The organism is Olsenella sp. oral taxon 807, from assembly GCF_001189515.2.
Lineage (GTDB): Bacteria > Actinomycetota > Coriobacteriia > Coriobacteriales > Atopobiaceae > Olsenella_F.
In genome coordinates, this window is the sequence record NZ_CP012069.2 from 2,683,311 (window position 1) to 2,704,147 (window position 20,837).

The following is a 20,837-nucleotide window of genomic DNA, read 5'->3' on the forward strand; positions in this document are numbered from 1 at the left end:
CAATTTATTGAGTATCTAGGAATTTGCAGCGCGCTTAAGGCAAGAATACAAAAAAGCGCGGGCGCCCCGGGACCGTGCCCGGCGGCGCCCGCGAACGTCCCTCGCTGGTCGGCGGCGACCTGCTCTCCCACGGACTCGCTCCGCAGTACCATCGGCGCTCGGGGGCTTAACTTCCGGGTTCGGCATGGGACCGGGTGTGCCTCCCCTGCCATGGCCGCCGACCAGCGAGGGACGTTCTCTGCCCGAGGGGCCGGCCTGGCGCCGTGCCCTCAGGGCCGCACAGCGGGACTCAAGACGACGCTCCCAAGGAGATCGCAGGGACCTGGCTCAGGGAAGAGAAGAGCTCGGCCGATTAGTGCCGCTCGGCTGAGCGCCTCGCGGCGCTTGCACCTGCGGCCTATCACCTCGTGGTCTACGAGGGGCCTTACCGAAGGGAGAACTCATCTCGGGACGGGCTTCCCGCTTAGATGCTTTCAGCGGTTATCCCAACCGGACTCAGCTACCGGGCGGTGCCGTTGGTCGACAACCCGCGCACCGGAGGTCCGTCCACCCCGGTCCTCTCGTACTAGGGGCAGCCTCCCTCAGTTCTCCTACGCCCGCGGAGGATAGGGACCGAACTGTCTCACGACGTTCTGAACCCAGCTCGCGTACCGCTTTAAATGGCGAACGGCCATACCCTTGGGACCTGCTCCAGCCCCAGGATGCGATGAGCCGACATCGAGGTGCCAAACCTTCCCGTCGATGTGGACTCTTGGGGAAGATCAGCCTGTTATCCCCGGAGTACCTTTTATCCGTTGAGCGACGGCCATTCCACTCTGGGCCGCCGGATCACTAGAACCGACTTTCGTCCCTGCTCGGCTCGTGGGCCTCGCAGTCGAGCCTGCTTGCGCTCTTGCACTCAGCGGCCTGGTTGCCGACCAGGCTGAGCAGACCTTTGTGCGCCTCCGTTACTCTTTAGGAGGCGACCGCCCCAGTCAAACTACCCACCTGACACGGTCCCCCGCCCGGATCACGGCGCGGGGTTAGGATGCCAGAACGTCGAGGGTGGTATTCCAAGGGTGACTCCCCAGGGACTGGCGTCCCTGGTTCGGCGTCTCCCACCTATCCTCTACACGACGAACCGGCAGCCAATGTCAAGCTGCAGTAAAGGTTCACGGGGTCTTTCCGTCCTTCCGCGGGTAAGTCGCATCTTCACGACTAGTGCAATTTCACCGGGTCTATGGTTGAGACAGCGTCCAAATCGTTACGCCTTTCGTGCAGGTCGGAACTTACCCGACAAGGAATTTCGCTACCTTAGGACCGTTATAGTTACGGCCGCCGTTTACCGGGGCTTGGATTCGCCGCTTCGCTCTCGCTGACGGCTCCTCGTGACCTTCCGGCACCGGGCAGGCGTCAGACCCTATGCGTCGTCTTACGACTTCAGCAGAGTCCTGTGTTTTTGATAAACAGTCGCTTGGACCTCTTCACTGTGGCCGCCACCAGCTCGGGGGGCAAGCCCCTCCACCGGCGGCGGCACCCCTTCTCCCGAAGTTGCGGGGCAGTTTTGCCGAGTTCCTTAACCATAGTTCTCCCGATCGCCTTGGTATGTTCTACCCACCCACCTGTGTCGGTTTGCGGTACGGGCCCCGCGCGGCATCCCTAGGGGTTTTTCTCGGGAGCATGGGCTCACTCACTTCACCCAGTCGCTTCGTCAGCCACCTCAGCCCTCGCGGGCGGCGCGTTTCACAGCCGCCCGGCCTACGTGGCCTCACGGGGACGTCCAGAACCCCGCTGAGCTACCCTTCTCCGTCACCCCGTCGGTGATGGCGCCGCGTCGGGGGTGCAGGAATGTCTGCCTGCTGCGCGTCGGCTACGCCTTCCGGCCTCGCCTTAGCACCCGACTGACCCTGGGAGGATTAGCCTTGCCCAGGAAACCTTGGGTTTACGGCGGGGGCGTTTCTCACGCCCCTCTCGCTACTCATGCCAGCATTCTCACTTCCGGCCGGTCCACGAAGGGTCGCCCCCTCGCTTCGCCCCGGACGGAAAGCTCCCCTACCACCCGCGCTCGCGCGCGGGTCCGCCGCTTCGGTACCGTGCTTAGCCCCGTATATTGTCGGCGCATGTCCACTCGACCAGTGAGCTGTTACGCACTCTTTGAATGGGTGGCTGCTTCTAAGCCAACATCCTGGTTGTCTGAGCAAACGCACATCCTTTGCCACTCAGCACGGACTTGGGGACCTTAGCGGGCGGTCTGGGCTGTTTCCCTCTCGAACACACGGCTTAGCCCACATGTTCTGACTCCCGGGCTCTGGGCCTGCGGCATTCGGAGTTTGATTGGACTTGGTAGGCGGTGAGGCCCCCGCACCCATTCAGTGCTCTACCTCCGCAGGCAAACGCCCGGGGCTAGCCCTAAAGCTATTTCGGGGAGAACGAGATATCTCCGGGTTTGATTGGCCTTTCACCCCTATCCGCAGGTCATCCCCCCAGTTTTCAACCTAGGTGGGTTCGGCCCTCCGCGGGGTCTTACCCCCGTTTCAGCCTGCCCACGGATAGCTCACCCGGCTTCGCGTCTACGGCGCGCGACTCAAGCGCCCGGTTGGGACTCGCTCTCGCTGCGGCTCGCTTCAAAGCTTAACCTCGCCGCACACCGTAACTCGCTGGCTCATTCTACAAAAGGCACGCCGTCACGCCCCGAGGGGCGCTCCGACTGCTTGTACGCACACGGTTTCAGGTACTGTTTCACTCCCCTCCCGGGGTGCTTTTCACCTTTCCCTCACGGTACTCGTCCGCTATCGGTCACAGGAGAGTATTTAGGCTTGGAGGGTGGTCCCCCCAGCTTCCCACCGGGTTTCACGTGTCCGGCGGTACTCAGGAACCGGTCGGCAGTCCCTGCGGGTTCGCGTACGGGGCTCTAACCCTGTCTCGCCGGCCTTCCCAGGCCGTTCCGCTCCCGCGGGGATTTGTCACTGCGCGACGACCGGCCCTACAACCCCGGCGGGGCCGAAGCGCCCGCCGGTTTGGCCTCTTCCCCGTTCGCTCGCCACTACTGGGGGAATCTCGGTTGATTTCTCTTCCTCTGGGTACTGAGATGTTTCAGTTCCCCAGGTTGCCTCCTCCGCGCCTATGTGTTCGGCGCGGGGTGCCGGGCCTCTGGTCCCGGCGGGTTCGCCCATTCGGAGATCCGCGGGTCTGGCGGGCATGTGCCCCTAACCGCGGCTTATCGCAGCTTGTCACGTCCTTCGTCGGCTTCCTGTGCCAAGGCATCCACCGTGTGCGCTTACCATCTTCTCTTCGATGGCCTCGTACGTACACATACGTTGCGCCCGGGGCCTTTCGCCCCCGGCGCGATCAGATGCGATCTTCTTGAAAAAAGAAAACTTTTCGTCTTTGTCACGCTATGCGGCTCTCAGGGTACGGCGAGGGCGAGCCCTCGGGACCGGACACTGCGCGCCGGGCGCGGCGAGAGGCAAGCTTCAGCGGGGTCGGGCGGGATCGCCCGCGCCCCATCGCCCCCCGCGGGGGCGTGCTCCCTAGAAAGGAGGTGATCCAGCCGCACCTTCCGGTACGGCTACCTTGTTACGACTTCACCCCCCTTACCCTCCACACCTTCGGCGCCTCCCCCCCTCGCGGGTTGGGCCGGCGACTTCGGGTGCAGACGACTCGGGTGGTGTGACGGGCGGTGTGTACAAGGCCCGGGAACGCATTCACCGCGGCGTGCTGATCCGCGATTACTAGCAACTCCGACTTCATGGAGGCGGGTTGCAGCCTCCAATCCGAACTGGGGCCGGCTTTGGGGATTCGCTCCCGCTCGCGCGGTGGCGGCCCGCTGTGCCGGCCATTGTAGCACGTGTGCAGCCCAGGACATAAGGGGCATGATGACTTGACGTCGTCCCCACCTTCCTCCGGCTTGACGCCGGCGGTCTCGCATGGGTGCCCGGCCTAACCGCTGGCAACATGCGACGGGGGTTGCGCTCGTTGCGGGACTTAACCCAACATCTCACGACACGAGCTGACGACAGCCATGCACCACCTGTGCGGGCTCCTCTCGGCCACGGCGTCTCCGCCGCTTCACCCGCATGTCAAGCCCTGGTAAGGTTCTTCGCGTTGCTTCGAATTAAGCCACATGCTCCGCTGCTTGTGCGGGCCCCCGTCAATTCCTTTGAGTTTTAGCCTTGCGGCCGTACTCCCCAGGCGGGACACTTAATGCGTTGGCTGCGGCACGGAGGGATCCTCCCCCCACACCTAGTGTCCATCGTTTACGGCTAGGACTACCAGGGTATCTAATCCTGTTCGCTCCCCTAGCTTTCGCGCCTCAGCGTCAGTCGTGGCCCAGAAGGCCGCCTTCGCCACCGGTGTTCTTCCCAATATCTGCGCATTCCACCGCTACACTGGGAATTCCGCCTTCCCCTACCAGACTCAAGCCCGCCGGTATCGGGAGCGGGCGGGGGTTGAGCCCCCGGATTTGACTCCCGACCGAGCAGGCCGCCTGCGCGCGCTTTACGCCCAATGAATCCGGATAACGCTCGCCCCCTACGTATTACCGCGGCTGCTGGCACGTAGTTAGCCGGGGCTTCTTCTGCAGGTACCGTCACCTCGCGGCCTCGTCCCTGCTGAAAGCGGTTTACGACCCGAAGGCCTTCGTCCCGCACGCGGCGTCGCTGCATCAGGCTTTCGCCCATTGTGCAAGATTCCCCACTGCTGCCTCCCGTAGGAGTCTGGGCCGTGTCTCAGTCCCAATCTGGCCGGTCGGTCTCTCAACCCGGCTACCCATCATCGCCTTGGTGGGCCGTTACCCCGCCAACGAGCTAACAGGCCGCGGGCCCATCCCCCTCCGCCTGGGCTTTCCCGCCGCCCCCATGCGGGGGTGGCGGAGTATCCGGTATTAACCACGGTTTCCCGAGGCTGTCCCGGTGCGGGGGGCAGGTTGCCCACGTGTTACTCAGCCGTTCGCCACTCTATGCACCCCCGAAGGGGCTTTAACCGTTCGACTTGCATGTGTTAGGCGCGCCGCCAGCGTTCATCCTGAGCCAGGATCGAACTCTCCGTTCGAACGTGCGCCGGGCTCGCCGGCGTGTGTGTCGTCTCTCGGAGCGCGTCGGTCCGTCCAAGATCCCGCTGATCTGGATTCGCTTGGTTTCGAATTGACTCTCTCGAATAACTCGAACTTCGCTCTGCTGTCTCTCGTCGATCTTTCGATCGCAGTATCCGGTTCTCAGGGTTCGCAGCGCCCGGGCGGGAGGCTGTCCCCCGCGCGGCGCGAGAAATAACTATACTGGATAGTGGGTTTTGCTCAAGTACAATAAAGCATTTTCATGTTTCCATCACAAAAAAGCGCGGGCGCCCCGGGACCGTGCCCGGCGGCGCCCGCGAACGTCCCTCGCTGGTCGGCGGCAACCTGCTCTCCCACGGACTCGCTCCGCAGTACCATCGGCGCTCGGGGGCTTAACTTCCGGGTTCGGCATGGGACCGGGTGTGCCTCCCCTGCCATGGCCGCCGACCAGCGAGGGACGTTCTCTGCCCGAGGGGCCGGCCTGGCGCCGTGCCCTCAGGGCCGCACAGCGGGACTCAAGACGACGCTCCCAAGGAGATCGCAGGGACCTGGCTCAGGGAAGAGAAGAGCTCGGCCGATTAGTGCCGCTCGGCTGAGCGCCTCGCGGCGCTTGCACCTGCGGCCTATCACCTCGTGGTCTACGAGGGGCCTTACCGAAGGGAGAACTCATCTCGGGACGGGCTTCCCGCTTAGATGCTTTCAGCGGTTATCCCAACCGGACTCAGCTACCGGGCGGTGCCGTTGGTCGACAACCCGCGCACCGGAGGTCCGTCCACCCCGGTCCTCTCGTACTAGGGGCAGCCTCCCTCAGTTCTCCTACGCCCGCGGAGGATAGGGACCGAACTGTCTCACGACGTTCTGAACCCAGCTCGCGTACCGCTTTAAATGGCGAACGGCCATACCCTTGGGACCTGCTCCAGCCCCAGGATGCGATGAGCCGACATCGAGGTGCCAAACCTTCCCGTCGATGTGGACTCTTGGGGAAGATCAGCCTGTTATCCCCGGAGTACCTTTTATCCGTTGAGCGACGGCCATTCCACTCTGGGCCGCCGGATCACTAGAACCGACTTTCGTCCCTGCTCGGCTCGTGGGCCTCGCAGTCGAGCCTGCTTGCGCTCTTGCACTCAGCGGCCTGGTTGCCGACCAGGCTGAGCAGACCTTTGTGCGCCTCCGTTACTCTTTAGGAGGCGACCGCCCCAGTCAAACTACCCACCTGACACGGTCCCCCGCCCGGATCACGGCGCGGGGTTAGGATGCCAGAACGTCGAGGGTGGTATTCCAAGGGTGACTCCCCAGGGACTGGCGTCCCTGGTTCGGCGTCTCCCACCTATCCTCTACACGACGAACCGGCAGCCAATGTCAAGCTGCAGTAAAGGTTCACGGGGTCTTTCCGTCCTTCCGCGGGTAAGTCGCATCTTCACGACTAGTGCAATTTCACCGGGTCTATGGTTGAGACAGCGTCCAAATCGTTACGCCTTTCGTGCAGGTCGGAACTTACCCGACAAGGAATTTCGCTACCTTAGGACCGTTATAGTTACGGCCGCCGTTTACCGGGGCTTGGATTCGCCGCTTCGCTCTCGCTGACGGCTCCTCGTGACCTTCCGGCACCGGGCAGGCGTCAGACCCTATGCGTCGTCTTACGACTTCAGCAGAGTCCTGTGTTTTTGATAAACAGTCGCTTGGACCTCTTCACTGTGGCCGCCACCAGCTCGGGGGGCAAGCCCCTCCACCGGCGGCGGCACCCCTTCTCCCGAAGTTGCGGGGCAGTTTTGCCGAGTTCCTTAACCATAGTTCTCCCGATCGCCTTGGTATGTTCTACCCACCCACCTGTGTCGGTTTGCGGTACGGGCCCCGCGCGGCATCCCTAGGGGTTTTTCTCGGGAGCATGGGCTCACTCACTTCACCCAGTCGCTTCGTCAGCCACCTCAGCCCTCGCGGGCGGCGCGTTTCACAGCCGCCCGGCCTACGTGGCCTCACGGGGACGTCCAGAACCCCGCTGAGCTACCCTTCTCCGTCACCCCGTCGGTGATGGCGCCGCGTCGGGGGTGCAGGAATGTCTGCCTGCTGCGCGTCGGCTACGCCTTCCGGCCTCGCCTTAGCACCCGACTGACCCTGGGAGGATTAGCCTTGCCCAGGAAACCTTGGGTTTACGGCGGGGGCGTTTCTCACGCCCCTCTCGCTACTCATGCCAGCATTCTCACTTCCGGCCGGTCCACGAAGGGTCGCCCCCTCGCTTCGCCCCGGACGGAAAGCTCCCCTACCACCCGCGCTCGCGCGCGGGTCCGCCGCTTCGGTACCGTGCTTAGCCCCGTATATTGTCGGCGCATGTCCACTCGACCAGTGAGCTGTTACGCACTCTTTGAATGGGTGGCTGCTTCTAAGCCAACATCCTGGTTGTCTGAGCAAACGCACATCCTTTGCCACTCAGCACGGACTTGGGGACCTTAGCGGGCGGTCTGGGCTGTTTCCCTCTCGAACACACGGCTTAGCCCACATGTTCTGACTCCCGGGCTCTGGGCCTGCGGCATTCGGAGTTTGATTGGACTTGGTAGGCGGTGAGGCCCCCGCACCCATTCAGTGCTCTACCTCCGCAGGCAAACGCCCGGGGCTAGCCCTAAAGCTATTTCGGGGAGAACGAGATATCTCCGGGTTTGATTGGCCTTTCACCCCTATCCGCAGGTCATCCCCCCAGTTTTCAACCTAGGTGGGTTCGGCCCTCCGCGGGGTCTTACCCCCGTTTCAGCCTGCCCACGGATAGCTCACCCGGCTTCGCGTCTACGGCGCGCGACTCAAGCGCCCGGTTGGGACTCGCTCTCGCTGCGGCTCGCTTCAAAGCTTAACCTCGCCGCACACCGTAACTCGCTGGCTCATTCTACAAAAGGCACGCCGTCACGCCCCGAGGGGCGCTCCGACTGCTTGTACGCACACGGTTTCAGGTACTGTTTCACTCCCCTCCCGGGGTGCTTTTCACCTTTCCCTCACGGTACTCGTCCGCTATCGGTCACAGGAGAGTATTTAGGCTTGGAGGGTGGTCCCCCCAGCTTCCCACCGGGTTTCACGTGTCCGGCGGTACTCAGGAACCGGTCGGCAGTCCCTGCGGGTTCGCGTACGGGGCTCTAACCCTGTCTCGCCGGCCTTCCCAGGCCGTTCCGCTCCCGCGGGGATTTGTCACTGCGCGACGACCGGCCCTACAACCCCGGCGGGGCCGAAGCGCCCGCCGGTTTGGCCTCTTCCCCGTTCGCTCGCCACTACTGGGGGAATCTCGGTTGATTTCTCTTCCTCTGGGTACTGAGATGTTTCAGTTCCCCAGGTTGCCTCCTCCGCGCCTATGTGTTCGGCGCGGGGTGCCGGGCCTCTGGTCCCGGCGGGTTCGCCCATTCGGAGATCCGCGGGTCTGGCGGGCATGTGCCCCTAACCGCGGCTTATCGCAGCTTGTCACGTCCTTCGTCGGCTTCCTGTGCCAAGGCATCCACCGTGTGCGCTTACCATCTTCTCTTCGATGGCCTCGTACGTACACATACGTTGCGCCCGGGGCCTTTCGCCCCCGGCGCGATCAGATGCGATCTTCTTGAAAAAAGAAAACTTTTCGTCTTTGTCACGCTATGCGGCTCTCAGGGTACGGCGAGGGCGAGCCCTCGGGACCGGACACTGCGCGCCGGGCGCGGCGAGAGGCAAGCTTCAGCGGGGTCGGGCGGGATCGCCCGCGCCCCATCGCCCCCCGCGGGGGCGTGCTCCCTAGAAAGGAGGTGATCCAGCCGCACCTTCCGGTACGGCTACCTTGTTACGACTTCACCCCCCTTACCCTCCACACCTTCGGCGCCTCCCCCCCTCGCGGGTTGGGCCGGCGACTTCGGGTGCAGACGACTCGGGTGGTGTGACGGGCGGTGTGTACAAGGCCCGGGAACGCATTCACCGCGGCGTGCTGATCCGCGATTACTAGCAACTCCGACTTCATGGAGGCGGGTTGCAGCCTCCAATCCGAACTGGGGCCGGCTTTGGGGATTCGCTCCCGCTCGCGCGGTGGCGGCCCGCTGTGCCGGCCATTGTAGCACGTGTGCAGCCCAGGACATAAGGGGCATGATGACTTGACGTCGTCCCCACCTTCCTCCGGCTTGACGCCGGCGGTCTCGCATGGGTGCCCGGCCTAACCGCTGGCAACATGCGACGGGGGTTGCGCTCGTTGCGGGACTTAACCCAACATCTCACGACACGAGCTGACGACAGCCATGCACCACCTGTGCGGGCTCCTCTCGGCCACGGCGTCTCCGCCGCTTCACCCGCATGTCAAGCCCTGGTAAGGTTCTTCGCGTTGCTTCGAATTAAGCCACATGCTCCGCTGCTTGTGCGGGCCCCCGTCAATTCCTTTGAGTTTTAGCCTTGCGGCCGTACTCCCCAGGCGGGACACTTAATGCGTTGGCTGCGGCACGGAGGGATCCTCCCCCCACACCTAGTGTCCATCGTTTACGGCTAGGACTACCAGGGTATCTAATCCTGTTCGCTCCCCTAGCTTTCGCGCCTCAGCGTCAGTCGTGGCCCAGAAGGCCGCCTTCGCCACCGGTGTTCTTCCCAATATCTGCGCATTCCACCGCTACACTGGGAATTCCGCCTTCCCCTACCAGACTCAAGCCCGCCGGTATCGGGAGCGGGCGGGGGTTGAGCCCCCGGATTTGACTCCCGACCGAGCAGGCCGCCTGCGCGCGCTTTACGCCCAATGAATCCGGATAACGCTCGCCCCCTACGTATTACCGCGGCTGCTGGCACGTAGTTAGCCGGGGCTTCTTCTGCAGGTACCGTCACCTCGCGGCCTCGTCCCTGCTGAAAGCGGTTTACGACCCGAAGGCCTTCGTCCCGCACGCGGCGTCGCTGCATCAGGCTTTCGCCCATTGTGCAAGATTCCCCACTGCTGCCTCCCGTAGGAGTCTGGGCCGTGTCTCAGTCCCAATCTGGCCGGTCGGTCTCTCAACCCGGCTACCCATCATCGCCTTGGTGGGCCGTTACCCCGCCAACGAGCTAACAGGCCGCGGGCCCATCCCCCTCCGCCTGGGCTTTCCCGCCGCCCCCATGCGGGGGTGGCGGAGTATCCGGTATTAACCACGGTTTCCCGAGGCTGTCCCGGTGCGGGGGGCAGGTTGCCCACGTGTTACTCAGCCGTTCGCCACTCTATGCACCCCCGAAGGGGCTTTAACCGTTCGACTTGCATGTGTTAGGCGCGCCGCCAGCGTTCATCCTGAGCCAGGATCGAACTCTCCGTTCGAACGTGCGCCGGGCTCGCCGGCGTGTGTGTCGTCTCTCGGAGCGCGTCGGTCCGTCCAAGATCCCGCTGATCTGGATTCGCTTGGTTTCGAATTGACTCTCTCGAATAACTCGAACTTCGCTCTGCTGTCTCTCGTCGATCTTTCGATCGCAGTATCCGGTTCTCAGGGTTCGCAGCGCCCGGGCGGGAGGCTGTCCCCCGCGCGGCGCGAAGAGATATATTACGCACTCTCTTCCCCAACCCCGCTGACAATACGGATAATCACATATCATCCATATCTGTCTTCCTGCGGGCAGATAGGACTATCGCAGCAGATCCTGCTGATAGCCACCCTCGACATAGTCGATTGCCACGTTCAGGAGCTTGTCCCGTCTTCTAACGCTGTGCGCCTCGGCATAGATCCTCACCGTGGGCTCCCTTCGGGACGGTCTCACCATGAGCCACGAGTCATCGAAGAACTCGAGCTTGAGACCATCGGCGTGCGAGACGTGACGTGGCTGCTCACCTGCGACGACCCCTGGGTTGAGACCCGGCAGGGCGTTGGAGAGCGTCCGTAGCTTTGCCGGATCGAGCCTCATGTCGCGCCTGCCGTAACTCATGGGGCCAATCTGCGCCTCAAGCTCCGATACGGCCTCGGCAAGGCTTTGTCCCGACCTCAGCAGACTCTCCACGACGAGCAGCGCGACAAGCGTACCGTCCCTCTCGGGAAGGTGGATGGGCAGACACACGCCGCCGAATTCCTCACAGCCGAGGAGCACGTCACCGTCAAGCAGCTCGTCATGGATGCGATCGAAGCCCACGGGAACTGCGGTGAAGCCAAGCCCGAGGCGCTCCGCCTCCAGGCGAATCTGAGCGGAGCTCGCCATCGTGCAGACCACGCGACCCGACATGCGGCGGCTCCGTACAAGATGGTCGAGCAGCACAGGGATAAGCTTATGCGGTGTGACGAGGGTGCCCTGGGCATCTATCACGGCAGAGCGCATCGCGTCGCCATCAAGCACGATTCCAAGGTCAGCACCTCCTTGCACGACCGCCGCCTCGCAGTCGTCCACCCACGGCTCCGCAGCCTCGGGATGAAGACCTCCAAAGTCCTCGCGCTGCTCCCCATGCATGAGCGTGACGTCGCAGCCCAACTCTTTGAGCAGGGGTAAAAGGGGCTGCGCACCGACCCCATGCATGGGGTCGACAACGATCTTGAGCGTGCGATGGGGGGCATCGGGCGGCCTGATGACTCTGTTCAGGCAAGCCTTGTAGGGCCCCATCAGATCCGCCGTGTCGAACTCGTCCATGCTAACAGGTGCGGCGACGCCCACGAGCTGATCGACTGCCTTCGCGAAACGCTGTGAGACGCTCCCCCCATCGCTGCCACAGACAGAGATCCCACCATACTCGCAGGGCGCGTCGGAGCCACTCACCCTGACGCCACCTATACAGGCCGGGTCCGCCGCAACGGCGCAGCAGAGGGCGGGCGAGGGGCAGGCAGACACAGAGACCCTGACCGTCAGGCCATACGCGGCAAGTATTGACCCCACAAGCGTCGCGTAGCCCTGCGAGTCATGACGCGTGTCGTAGCCGACAGCAACGGTGGCCCCACCGTGGCGTCTCGACCATAGCTGGCCGAGCGCTGCGGCAATGGACGACACAGACGTCTCGTCGAAGCCATTGTCAAAGCGGGCGGTCCAACCGCTCACACCAAAGCTGAGGGCACGCATCGCATCGCCCGCTAGCCAAGAAGCGCTGAGGCCTTTGTGCCGAGGGCCTCTGTGAAGGCGAGCCTGGTCGACTCATCGAGCAGGGCGAGCTTGGCATTCGTGGCCGCCCACGCCGCTGGAGTGCCCGTATCGCAGCCTTCCTCCCTCTCGACGACCAGGGCATACATGTCCTGCTCGGCAAGCAGGCGCTGCATCGCGTCGGTGAGCTGGATCTCTCCGCCCGCCCCAACACCCTGGTCCTCGAGGAGTTCCATAACTCGTGGGGTAAGCAGGTAGCGCCCCACGATAAAGAGGTGGCTCGGGGCATCTGCCGGGGCGGGCTTCTCTACGAGGCCAGAGATCTTCCACACCGCTCCTTGTGCCTCGCTGTCTACCAACTCGCCACCCGCAAGGCTACCAACGCACTCGCCCGCGATGATGCCATAGCGGTTCACCTGGTCTGGCGGCACAGGCGCAACCGCGATCACAGGGGCACCCCCACGCTCGTCCGAAACCCGCTTCATATTGACGCACATCTGGTGGTCGGGCACGAAGTAGTCACCAAGCAGCACAAAGAATGGCTCGTCACCCGTGGCCGCAGCCGCACATAGGACCGCATGGCCAAGGCCGCGAGGCTCGTCTTGGTAGACGAAGCTCACAGGGAGGGAGGCCGCCTCATGAACGGAGTCAGCCTCCCTCAGCTTGCCACGCCTGCGCAGGATGTCCTCGAAACCGCCATCAACCTTGAAATACGATTCGATTTGCGGCTTCTCGTGTGAGTTCACGATGATGACGCCATCGACTCCCTCGGGCTCGAGGGCCTCCTCCACGACATACTGGATGACCGGCTTGTTGAGCACGGGAAGGAGTTCCTTGGGTGTGCCCTTGGTGGCCGGTAGGAAGCGAGTACCAAGACCTGCGGCGGGAATGACTGCCTTCATGAGACGACGTCCTTTCGTGGGCTGCGCTACACAGTGCAGGAACATGGGCCAGCTTCCGGCCCATTCGATTTAGGATACTCCCTCACGTCACCATAAGGATCGACAAGGCCGCAGACGGCAGGCCCAAGAGAGCCGTCACACCCGCTCTCCACAGCTGCCCTGGCGCCTCTAGTCCTCGATCGCTATCCCCTGCTTCTCGAGATAGCCGAGCCATTTGAGCTGTGTGTCACGCGAGAGGGCATGTTCCATCAGGCAGGCTTCGGCATCCGCCGTCTCGTGATCTACACCGAGGTCCCTCTCGAGGAAGGAGCGAAGCATCCTGTGACAGCGCCAGACGTGAGACGCATAGACCCGACCCGCGTCGGTCAGCCTCACGCGTCCGTAGTGGTTCTGCGCGACATACCCGGCGTCCTTGAGAGTGCTCACCGCCTTGTTGACGCTCGCCTTAGAGACACCGAGCCGGTCTGCCACGTCAACGGAGCGAGCGCCGCTGAAGTCGCCGGCCTCCTCCATGACGCGGTAGATGGCTTCGAGGTAGTCCTCGTTGGCCATAGAGAGCCTGTGCGACCCAGGTCTGTTCTTTGCGGCCAGACAGGCGTCATCGCTTCCCGCCCGGGGTCGCTTGCGTTCAACTGCACTTTCCATTCCCTCTCCTATCCATGGATACCTGCTGGTAGCTTTACCAGCCTGTGTATCGTCTACCCAGCTTAGGAGAGACTCAACCCCACGGAGGGGACAAGCGTCATCCACGGCATGGGTAGCACCTCAGCGAAGCTAGAGGCCAAGCGATCCTAACCAACCTCTCCCCCATCCTCGAGGTCTGGGACCTCCATGCGACGCACCTCGGCGCCAAGGGCCTGAAGCTTTTCGACAAAGCACTCGTATCCGCGATCGATATGGTGAACATCAGAGACGGTCGTATACCCATCTGCGACAAGCCCCGCCATCACGAGCGCCGCACCACCGCGCAGATCGGGCGACTTGACCTCAGCACCCGAAAACCTCTCGACGCCACGCACAATGGCATGATGGCCCTCTATGGTGATGTCGGCACCCATACGCTGCAGTTCGCTTGCAAACATGAAGCGATTCTCAAAGACGTTCTCGGTAACGATGCAGGAATCGGATCCCTGTGCGAGGAGACACATGGTCTGGGCCTGCAGGTCGGTGGGAAAGCCAGGAAAGGGTAGGGTCTGGATATCTATCGAGCGTATGGGTGCCTGGCGGCTCACGGTGCACTCATGTCTTCCGCGCTCAACGTCCAGACCCATGAGTTCGTACTTCTTGAGCACAAGCCCGAGGTGAGCCGGATCGAAGCCCTTGACGGTGACGGGCCCTCCACAAATGCCCGCCATGGCGATGAAGGTGCCCGCCTCGATGCGATCACCCACAACCCTGTGTTCGACAGGGTGCAGCTCCTCCACGCCCTCGATCTCTATACGAGAGGATCCTGCGCCACTGACCTTTGCCCCCATCTCGTTAAGAAGGTTTGCGAGATCGACGATCTCTGGCTCACGAGCCGCGTTCTCTATCACGGTCGTGCCCGTCACATGAACGGAGGCCATCATGAGATTCTCGGTGGCACCGACACTTGCGAAGTCAAGCATGACCTGGGTACCCTTAAGGCCATGGGGTATGCTGGCGTGGATGTCTCCATGATCGACGTCAAAGTTGACGCCAAGAGACTCCAGGCCCAAGATATGCATGTCTATCTTGCGCGCCCCGATGTTACAGCCGCCCGGCATCGCGACGATGGCCTTGCCAAAGCGCGACAGCAGCGGACCGAGCACGGCCGTCGATGCCCGCATCTGGGCGACGAGGTGGTAGGGCGTCTCCCACCTATCGACCGAAGACGTGTCGATCTTAAGCTCATGCTCACCGAGGACCTCTATCCTCGCACCCAGGTACTTGAGCACCTTGCCCATAACATGCACATCTGCAATGTTGGGAACATTTGTAAGCGTATTCACGCCGGGCGCCATGAGCGTTGCCGCCATGAGCTTGAGCGCCGAGTTCTTGGCACCCTCGACTGTAACCTCACCCTCTATGGAACGTCCACCCTTGACCCTGATGACTTCCAACTTGCCTCCTGAGACGCGTCACGCCGGCGGACGCCTACGCGACCTCGTTGCCAGAGCGCTCAGCGTGCTTGAGCAGCAGGTTGCACCATTTTATCTTATTGTCCCAGTACGCACGACGATGATCCCCCTCAGGAAGGGCATCGCGCGTATCAAACGCGGCCTCTCTCGTGTCGCGCACCTGGTCAGGGTCAATGTCGTCGGTACGTCGAGCATGGTCGGCCAGAATGATGACATCCTTGCCATCTATCTCGACATAGCCACCCGAAATGATGACCTTCACGGTACCACCGCCGTCCGTCTCGCGCAGATGCAGGCGGACGACACCATCACCAAGCGCGCAGATCTCGGCGGCATGGCCAGGCCACACCCCCAGCTCACCCGACTCCGTCACTAGGATGAGGCTTGCGACAGGCCCCTCATACAGGAGCCTGTCGGGACGCACGAACTGACAGCTAAGCTCTGCCATCGCCCTTCTCCTACCCCTGTTTGCCCGCAGACATCGTACTGGCACGACGTCGAACGTCATCAATGCTGCCCGCAAAGCGGAACGCCTGCTCAGGAATATCGTCGCACTGGCCATCTATGATAGCGGCGAAGGAGCGGACGGTATCTTCGACCGAACAGTACACGCCGGGGTTACCTGTGAACTTCTCGGCGACATGGAACGATTGCGAGAGGAACTGTTGGATCTTGCGCGCACGGGAAACCACGAGCTGCTGTTCTTCGGATAGCTCATCCATGCCCAAGATGGCGATGATGTCCTGGAGGTCGGAGTACTCCTGTAGGGTCTCCTGGACGGCCATGGCGACCCGATAGTGCTCGTCACCCACAACGGAAGGATCAAGGGCGGAGCTGGAGCTTGCCAGAGGGTCGACAGCCGGGTAGATACCCAGCTCGGTGATGGCGCGAGAGAGGACCGTCGTGGCATCGAGGTGCGTGAACGTCGTGGCAGGAGCCGGGTCCGTGAGGTCGTCTGCGGGAACGTAGACAGCCTGGACGGAGGTGATCGAACCCTCCTTGGTGGAGGTGATGCGCTCCTGGAGGTCGCCCATCTCGGTGGCCAGCGTGGGCTGGTAGCCGACAGCTGACGGCATACGGCCAAGGAGTGCCGAGACCTCAGAGCCCGCCTGAGAGAAACGGAAGATGTTGTCTATGAAGAGCAGCACGTCCTGGCCTTGATCACGGAAGTACTCGGCCGTCGTGAGGCCTGCGAGACCCACGCGCAGGCGCGCTCCAGGCGGCTCGTTCATCTGACCATAGACCAGGCAGGTCTTGTTGATGACGCCGGATTCCGTCATCTCGAGGTAAAGGTCGGTACCCTCGCGCGTACGCTCGCCCACGCCAGTAAAGACCGAGGTGCCACCGTGCTCTTGCGCAAGATTGTTGATAAGCTCCTGTATAAGAACCGTCTTGCCGACACCAGCCCCACCAAAGAGGCCTGTCTTACCGCCGCGCACATAGGGTTCCAAGAGGTCGATGGCCTTGATGCCGGTCTCGAAGACCTCGGTCGTAGTGGTGAGATCCTCAAAGGGAGGCGCCGGATGATGTATGGGGTAGTAGAGCACGTCTTCGGGAATCCCCTTCCCGTCGACAGGCTGTCCCATGACGTTCCAGACACGCCCCAAGGTAAAGGGACCTACGGGCATCATCATGGGTCGCCCCGTATCATGTACCATAAGACCGCGCTGCAGGCCATCGGTGGATGACATGGCAACGGAGCGCACCACACCATCGGCGAGCTGGGACTCGACCTCGAGCACGGTGTGCACCTTGCCCACTGGCGTATCGCCATCGACGACGAGTGCCGTGTAGATGGCGGGAACCTTTCCATCAAACTTGACGTCCACGACCGGCCCGACGATGCGGATGATCTTGCCCGTGCCCACACTCTGGTACATATGGAGGTAGGCAGCCTCCTCAAGCGGCGTGCGCGTCTCTTCTAAAGTAGCCATTACATGTCCTCCAATGCGGAAGCACCGCCAATGATCTCATTGAGCTCTGTGGTGATGGCGCCCTGGCGCTCGCGGTTGTAGCTACGGCCGAGACTGCCAAGCACCTCCTTGGCGTTATCGGTGGCCGACTGCATGGCACGGCGACGCGCCCCATGCTCGGCGGCCGCCGAATCGAGCAGAGCGTGGAAGATGACCGTCCTGATATAGGCGGGCATCAAGTAATCCATAACCTCATGAGCCGATGGCTCGAAGGCGTAGTCGGTATAGGCCTCGTGCTCAACCTGCGAGAGGGCCTCAGGAGTGCGCGGACGGTTAGGCATCATGAGCCTCTCCCGCGAGACGGGAAGAATCTGTTCGCTGACCTGCACCTGATCTACGCGGTTCTTGGCGTGCCAGTACATGATCATGACGCGATCAAGTTTACCTGACGCATAGCCGTCCATAACATAGGACGCAATGCGGTCAGCCTCATCATGCGTCGGCTCGGAAGAGGTGCCGACGAAGGAGAGGACTGGTGGGATCTTGCGGTAAGTGAAGTACTCGGTGGGCTTACGACCACAGGTGATGACCGATGATTTGACGTTTCGAGCCGCAAGGTCCCTCATCTGCTGCTCGACCAGGCGTTGTTGCAGGATATTGAAACCACCAGCAAGACCGCGGTCAGAGGCAATCAGGACAAAGAGAACGCTTCTCTCCTCACGATGCCTTTGCAGCAACGGCTGCGAGTCATCAAAGCCAGCAGACGCGACGTGAGCGAGCATGTGGGTGATGGCGTCCTTATAGGGCGAGGCATCCTCGGCCCGCAAGAGCGCCTTCTGGATCCTGGCGGTAGAGATCATCTCCATCGTGCGCGTGATCTGCATCGTACTCTTGATGGAGCTCATGCGCCTCTGTATTTCGCGAAGGTTCGCCATCTGCTGCTACTCCTGGCCTACCGTGGTACCGGAATCCCCCGCAGTCATGTCCTCGGCCATCTCGGCGACGTCCGCCGCCTTCTTACGGTTGGGATATTCCTCAAGGAAGTCGGTCTTGAAGGCCGCGACGTAGGACTTGATCTTCTCGCCAAGCTCATCGGTGATCTTGCCTGCCTTGAGCGCCGAGCGAACCTGAGGGTGCTTCTCGGCCATGAACTTGGCAAGCTGGTCGCGAAAGAGCGTGACGTGATCGAGGTCGATGTCGTCGAGGAAGTCCTCCTTGGCGGCGAAGATGGCAATGACCTGGTCAGCCGCATCGAGGGCGGCATAGCGGCCCTGCTTGAGCAGCTCCATCATATGTGCGCCGTGATTGAGCTGGTACTGCGTCGTGCTGTCGAGATCGGAGCCAAACTGGGCAAAGGCCTGCTTCTCGCGGTAGGAGGCAAGGTCGAGGCGAAGCGTGCCTGCCACCTGCTTCATCGAATCGAGCTGCGCGGCACCACCGACACGTGACACCGAGATGCCAACGTCAACGGCAGGACGCTGCCCTTGGAAGAAGAGGTTCGACTGCAGGTAGATCTGGCCATCGGTGATAGAGATCACGTTTGTGGGGATATAGGCCGAGACATCGCCCTCCTGCGTCTCGATGATCGGGAGCGCCGTCAAGGAGCCGCCACCATTGGCGTCAGACATCTTGCAGGCGCGCTCGAGTAGGCGCGAGTGCAGGTAGAAGATGTCACCGGGATAGGCCTCGCGCCCAGGCGGGCGATGCAGGGTAAGTGACATCTGACGATAGGCGACGGCCTGCTTGGAGAGGTCGTCGTAAACGACGAGCACATGACCGCCCGGATGACTGACGTCTGCGGACTTGCCATCCTTGTCGTTGTACATGAAATACTCGCCAATGGCAGCGCCCGCCATCGGGGCGATGTACTGCAGAGGCGCGGAGTCGGCAGCCGTGGCAGCGACGATGATCGTCTTATCGAGCACGCCTTGGCGGAAGAGCGTCTCTTTGATTGCCGCAACCGTTGACGCCTTCTGCCCGATGGCGACGTAGATGCAGATCATATCGGTCTCGCGTTGGTTGACGATGGCGTCAATGGCAATAGCCGTCTTGCCCGTCTTGCGATCGCCGATGATGAGCTCACGCTGACCACGACCGATGGGCACCATGGCGTCGATAGCCAGAAGACCCGTCTGTACGGGCTCGCAAACCGGCTGGCGCTCCATGATGCCAGGCGCCCTAAACTCAATGGGCCTGCGTGCCGTCGCATCGATGGCGCCCAGCCCGTCAATGGGCTGACCGAGAGGGTTCACGACACGACCAAGCATGGCTCGACCCACGGGGATGTCCATGACGCGTCCCGTGGTGCGGCACTCATCGCCCTCGCGAATGGAGTCAACGTCACCAAAGAGGACAGCACCCACCTCGTCGACGTCAAGGTTCTGAGCGAGGCCAAAGATGCTATGACCCGTGCTGGCACTTGTGAACTCCAGCAGCTCGCCAGACATGACCGTCTTGAGCCCCGATATATGCGCGATGCCATCCCCCACCTCGGTGACAACGGAAGCCTCCTGGCGATCGACGGTCGCGCTGATCTGGGCGAGCTGCTCGCGCAGCGTGCTCATGATCTTTTCAGAGCTAATAGTATCTGTCATTGCTCATCACTTCCGACAAAGGTAGAGGCGAGCGTCTTACGAATGTTAGCGAGCTGGGCACGCACAGAGGCATCATAGCGCTTGCCCCGCGCTTCGATGACGATGCCGCCCAAAATGGAGGGGTCAATGCGCTCCTGGAGAAAGACAGGAGCCTTGAGCCTCGCGCTCGTCCTCTCGCGCACCTTCTCACGCAGTTCGTCGTCCATGGGTATGCAGGTCGTGACCGTGACCGAGACGGTCGTATCCTCACTGTCGAGAATTTCCTTATACCGCTTGGAAACCTCAGCGATGAGATTATCATCACCGTCGGCACGCATGGCAGCCAAGGTCTCGAGGACCTCGGGCGAGAACTTGCGCGCGTGCTGCCACTGCACGAGGTTAGCGTTCGCACGACCCTCACCTCGTCCTGCCTCGATGAGTGCGCGGGCGTACGCCTCCACCCTCTCGTTTTCGATATGGTTAGTCAGCATCGGGGGTGCCCACTTCCGCAAGGTACTTCTCGGCCAACCTGCGCTGATCCACCTCGCTAAGATCGTTGCCTATGATCTTGCCGGCGATCTCGACCGAGAGGTCGACAACCTGTCCCGAAAGCTCGATCATGGCCTTCTTGCGCTCGGAGCCGACGGCACCGTGAGCCTTAGCGATGATCCCCACAGCCTCCCGCTGGGCCTTAGCCAAGACCTGCGAACGCTCTTCTTCGGCCTCCTTCTTCGCCTTGGATATGATCTCCTCTGCCTGCCTCTGGGCATCGGCAATCTTTGCCTCGTATGCCTTCTCTTCCTCGGTGGCCTTCACCTTGGCCTGCTGCGCCGCGTCAAGATCGTCCTGGATCTTCTGCTGACGCTTCTCCATCATACCGAGGATAGAGGGCCATGCGAATTTAGCGAGGACTGCCCAGATGACCAGGAAAGCCAAGAGCGCAGGGATGAACTCGGCGGGCTTGGGAAGCAGCAGATCGGTGCCACTTGGCGTGTCCGCCAGCGCCACACCGGGCGTTAGCAGAATCGGCGTCACAGCAGCGACGCGAGCCAGCCATGTATGCCCCTTCGTATTCCTGTACATGGAATTCCTCCAACTCATGCGTCTCGTCGTTTGGCCGCCAACCTATTTGGCCATGAGCGTGACGACGAAGCCGATGAGTGCCAGGGCCTCGACAAACGCAGAGCCAAGGATGAAGGTCGTGAACAGACGACCCTGAACCTCCGGTTGACGCGCCATGGCCGTTGTCGCACCATAGGCCGCAAGACCGATGCCAAGACCAGCACCTATAACGCCAAGACCATACCCGATGACTCCCACGATTCCTCCTTTGACTT

General features: G+C 62.1%; 11 protein-coding genes and 6 rRNA genes. All 17 read right to left on the minus strand.

The annotated features are described in order from the left end of the window. Positions 1–106 precede the first annotated feature (106 nt). A 5S ribosomal RNA gene (gene rrf / locus ADJ70_RS11550) occupies positions 107–222 on the minus strand. Between the two features lie 110 nt (positions 223–332). Further along, positions 333–3,270, minus strand: a 23S ribosomal RNA gene (locus ADJ70_RS11555). A 243-nt stretch (positions 3,271–3,513) separates the two neighbouring features. Further along, positions 3,514–5,028: ribosomal RNA gene (locus ADJ70_RS11560) — 16S ribosomal RNA — on the minus strand. A 333-nt stretch (positions 5,029–5,361) separates the two neighbouring features. Further along, positions 5,362–5,477 (minus strand): 5S ribosomal RNA (gene rrf / locus ADJ70_RS11565). A 110-nt stretch (positions 5,478–5,587) separates the two neighbouring features. Continuing rightward, positions 5,588–8,525 (minus strand): 23S ribosomal RNA (locus tag ADJ70_RS11570). A gap of 243 nt (positions 8,526–8,768) precedes the next feature. Beyond that, positions 8,769–10,283, minus strand: a 16S ribosomal RNA gene (locus tag ADJ70_RS11575). The 16S, 23S and 5S rRNA genes sit together here, the layout of an rRNA operon. Positions 10,284–10,585: 302 nt before the next feature. Then, on the minus strand, positions 10,586–11,995 hold the full coding sequence (locus ADJ70_RS11580; protein WP_050341597.1) for a hypothetical protein: 1,410 nt from the start codon (positions 11,993–11,995) through the stop codon (positions 10,586–10,588). 11 nt (positions 11,996–12,006) lie between these two features. Further along, on the minus strand, positions 12,007–12,915 hold the full coding sequence (locus tag ADJ70_RS11585; RefSeq protein WP_050341599.1) for a UTP--glucose-1-phosphate uridylyltransferase: 909 nt from the start codon (positions 12,913–12,915) through the stop codon (positions 12,007–12,009). Between the two features lie 168 nt (positions 12,916–13,083). Further along, positions 13,084–13,467 carry a metal-dependent transcriptional regulator gene (locus tag ADJ70_RS11590; RefSeq protein ID WP_050341600.1) on the minus strand — a complete coding sequence of 128 codons (384 nt, stop codon included), beginning with the start codon at positions 13,465–13,467 and terminating at the stop codon, positions 13,084–13,086. A 239-nt stretch (positions 13,468–13,706) separates the two neighbouring features. After that, complete coding sequence (gene murA, locus ADJ70_RS11595) at positions 13,707–14,996, minus strand: UDP-N-acetylglucosamine 1-carboxyvinyltransferase (protein ID WP_050341601.1); 1,290 nt, start codon at positions 14,994–14,996, stop codon at positions 13,707–13,709. 34 nt (positions 14,997–15,030) lie between these two features. Beyond that, positions 15,031–15,462: an ATP synthase F1 subunit epsilon gene (gene atpC / locus ADJ70_RS11600; RefSeq protein WP_050341603.1), complete on the minus strand. Its 432-nt coding sequence runs from the start codon at positions 15,460–15,462 to the stop codon at positions 15,031–15,033. 10 nt (positions 15,463–15,472) lie between these two features. After that, a complete protein-coding gene (atpD, locus tag ADJ70_RS11605; RefSeq protein WP_050344566.1) occupies positions 15,473–16,894 on the minus strand; it encodes a F0F1 ATP synthase subunit beta in 1,422 nt (473 codons plus the stop codon). Positions 16,895–16,947: 53 nt separating this feature from the next. Continuing rightward, complete coding sequence (gene atpG / locus ADJ70_RS11610; protein ID WP_050341604.1) at positions 16,948–17,862, minus strand: ATP synthase F1 subunit gamma; 915 nt, start codon at positions 17,860–17,862, stop codon at positions 16,948–16,950. A 6-nt stretch (positions 17,863–17,868) separates the two neighbouring features. Beyond that, positions 17,869–19,521, minus strand: a complete 1,653-nt coding sequence (gene atpA, locus ADJ70_RS11615; RefSeq protein WP_050341605.1) for a F0F1 ATP synthase subunit alpha — start codon at positions 19,519–19,521, stop codon at positions 17,869–17,871. Next, the gene (locus ADJ70_RS11620; RefSeq protein ID WP_050341606.1) at positions 19,518–19,991 is read right to left on the minus strand and encodes a F0F1 ATP synthase subunit delta; all 474 of its coding nucleotides are present in this window, start codon (positions 19,989–19,991) and stop codon (positions 19,518–19,520) included. The genes atpA and ADJ70_RS11620 overlap by 4 nt, the downstream gene beginning before the upstream one ends. Further along, positions 19,981–20,583 carry a F0F1 ATP synthase subunit B gene (gene atpF, locus ADJ70_RS11625; RefSeq protein WP_157051527.1) on the minus strand — a complete coding sequence of 201 codons (603 nt, stop codon included), beginning with the start codon at positions 20,581–20,583 and terminating at the stop codon, positions 19,981–19,983. Before atpF ends, ADJ70_RS11620 begins: the two co-directional genes overlap by 11 nt. Positions 20,584–20,625: 42 nt before the next feature. After that, positions 20,626–20,820: an ATP synthase F0 subunit C gene (atpE, locus tag ADJ70_RS11630; RefSeq protein WP_050341609.1), complete on the minus strand. Its 195-nt coding sequence runs from the start codon at positions 20,818–20,820 to the stop codon at positions 20,626–20,628. Positions 20,821–20,837: the final 17 nt, after the last annotated feature.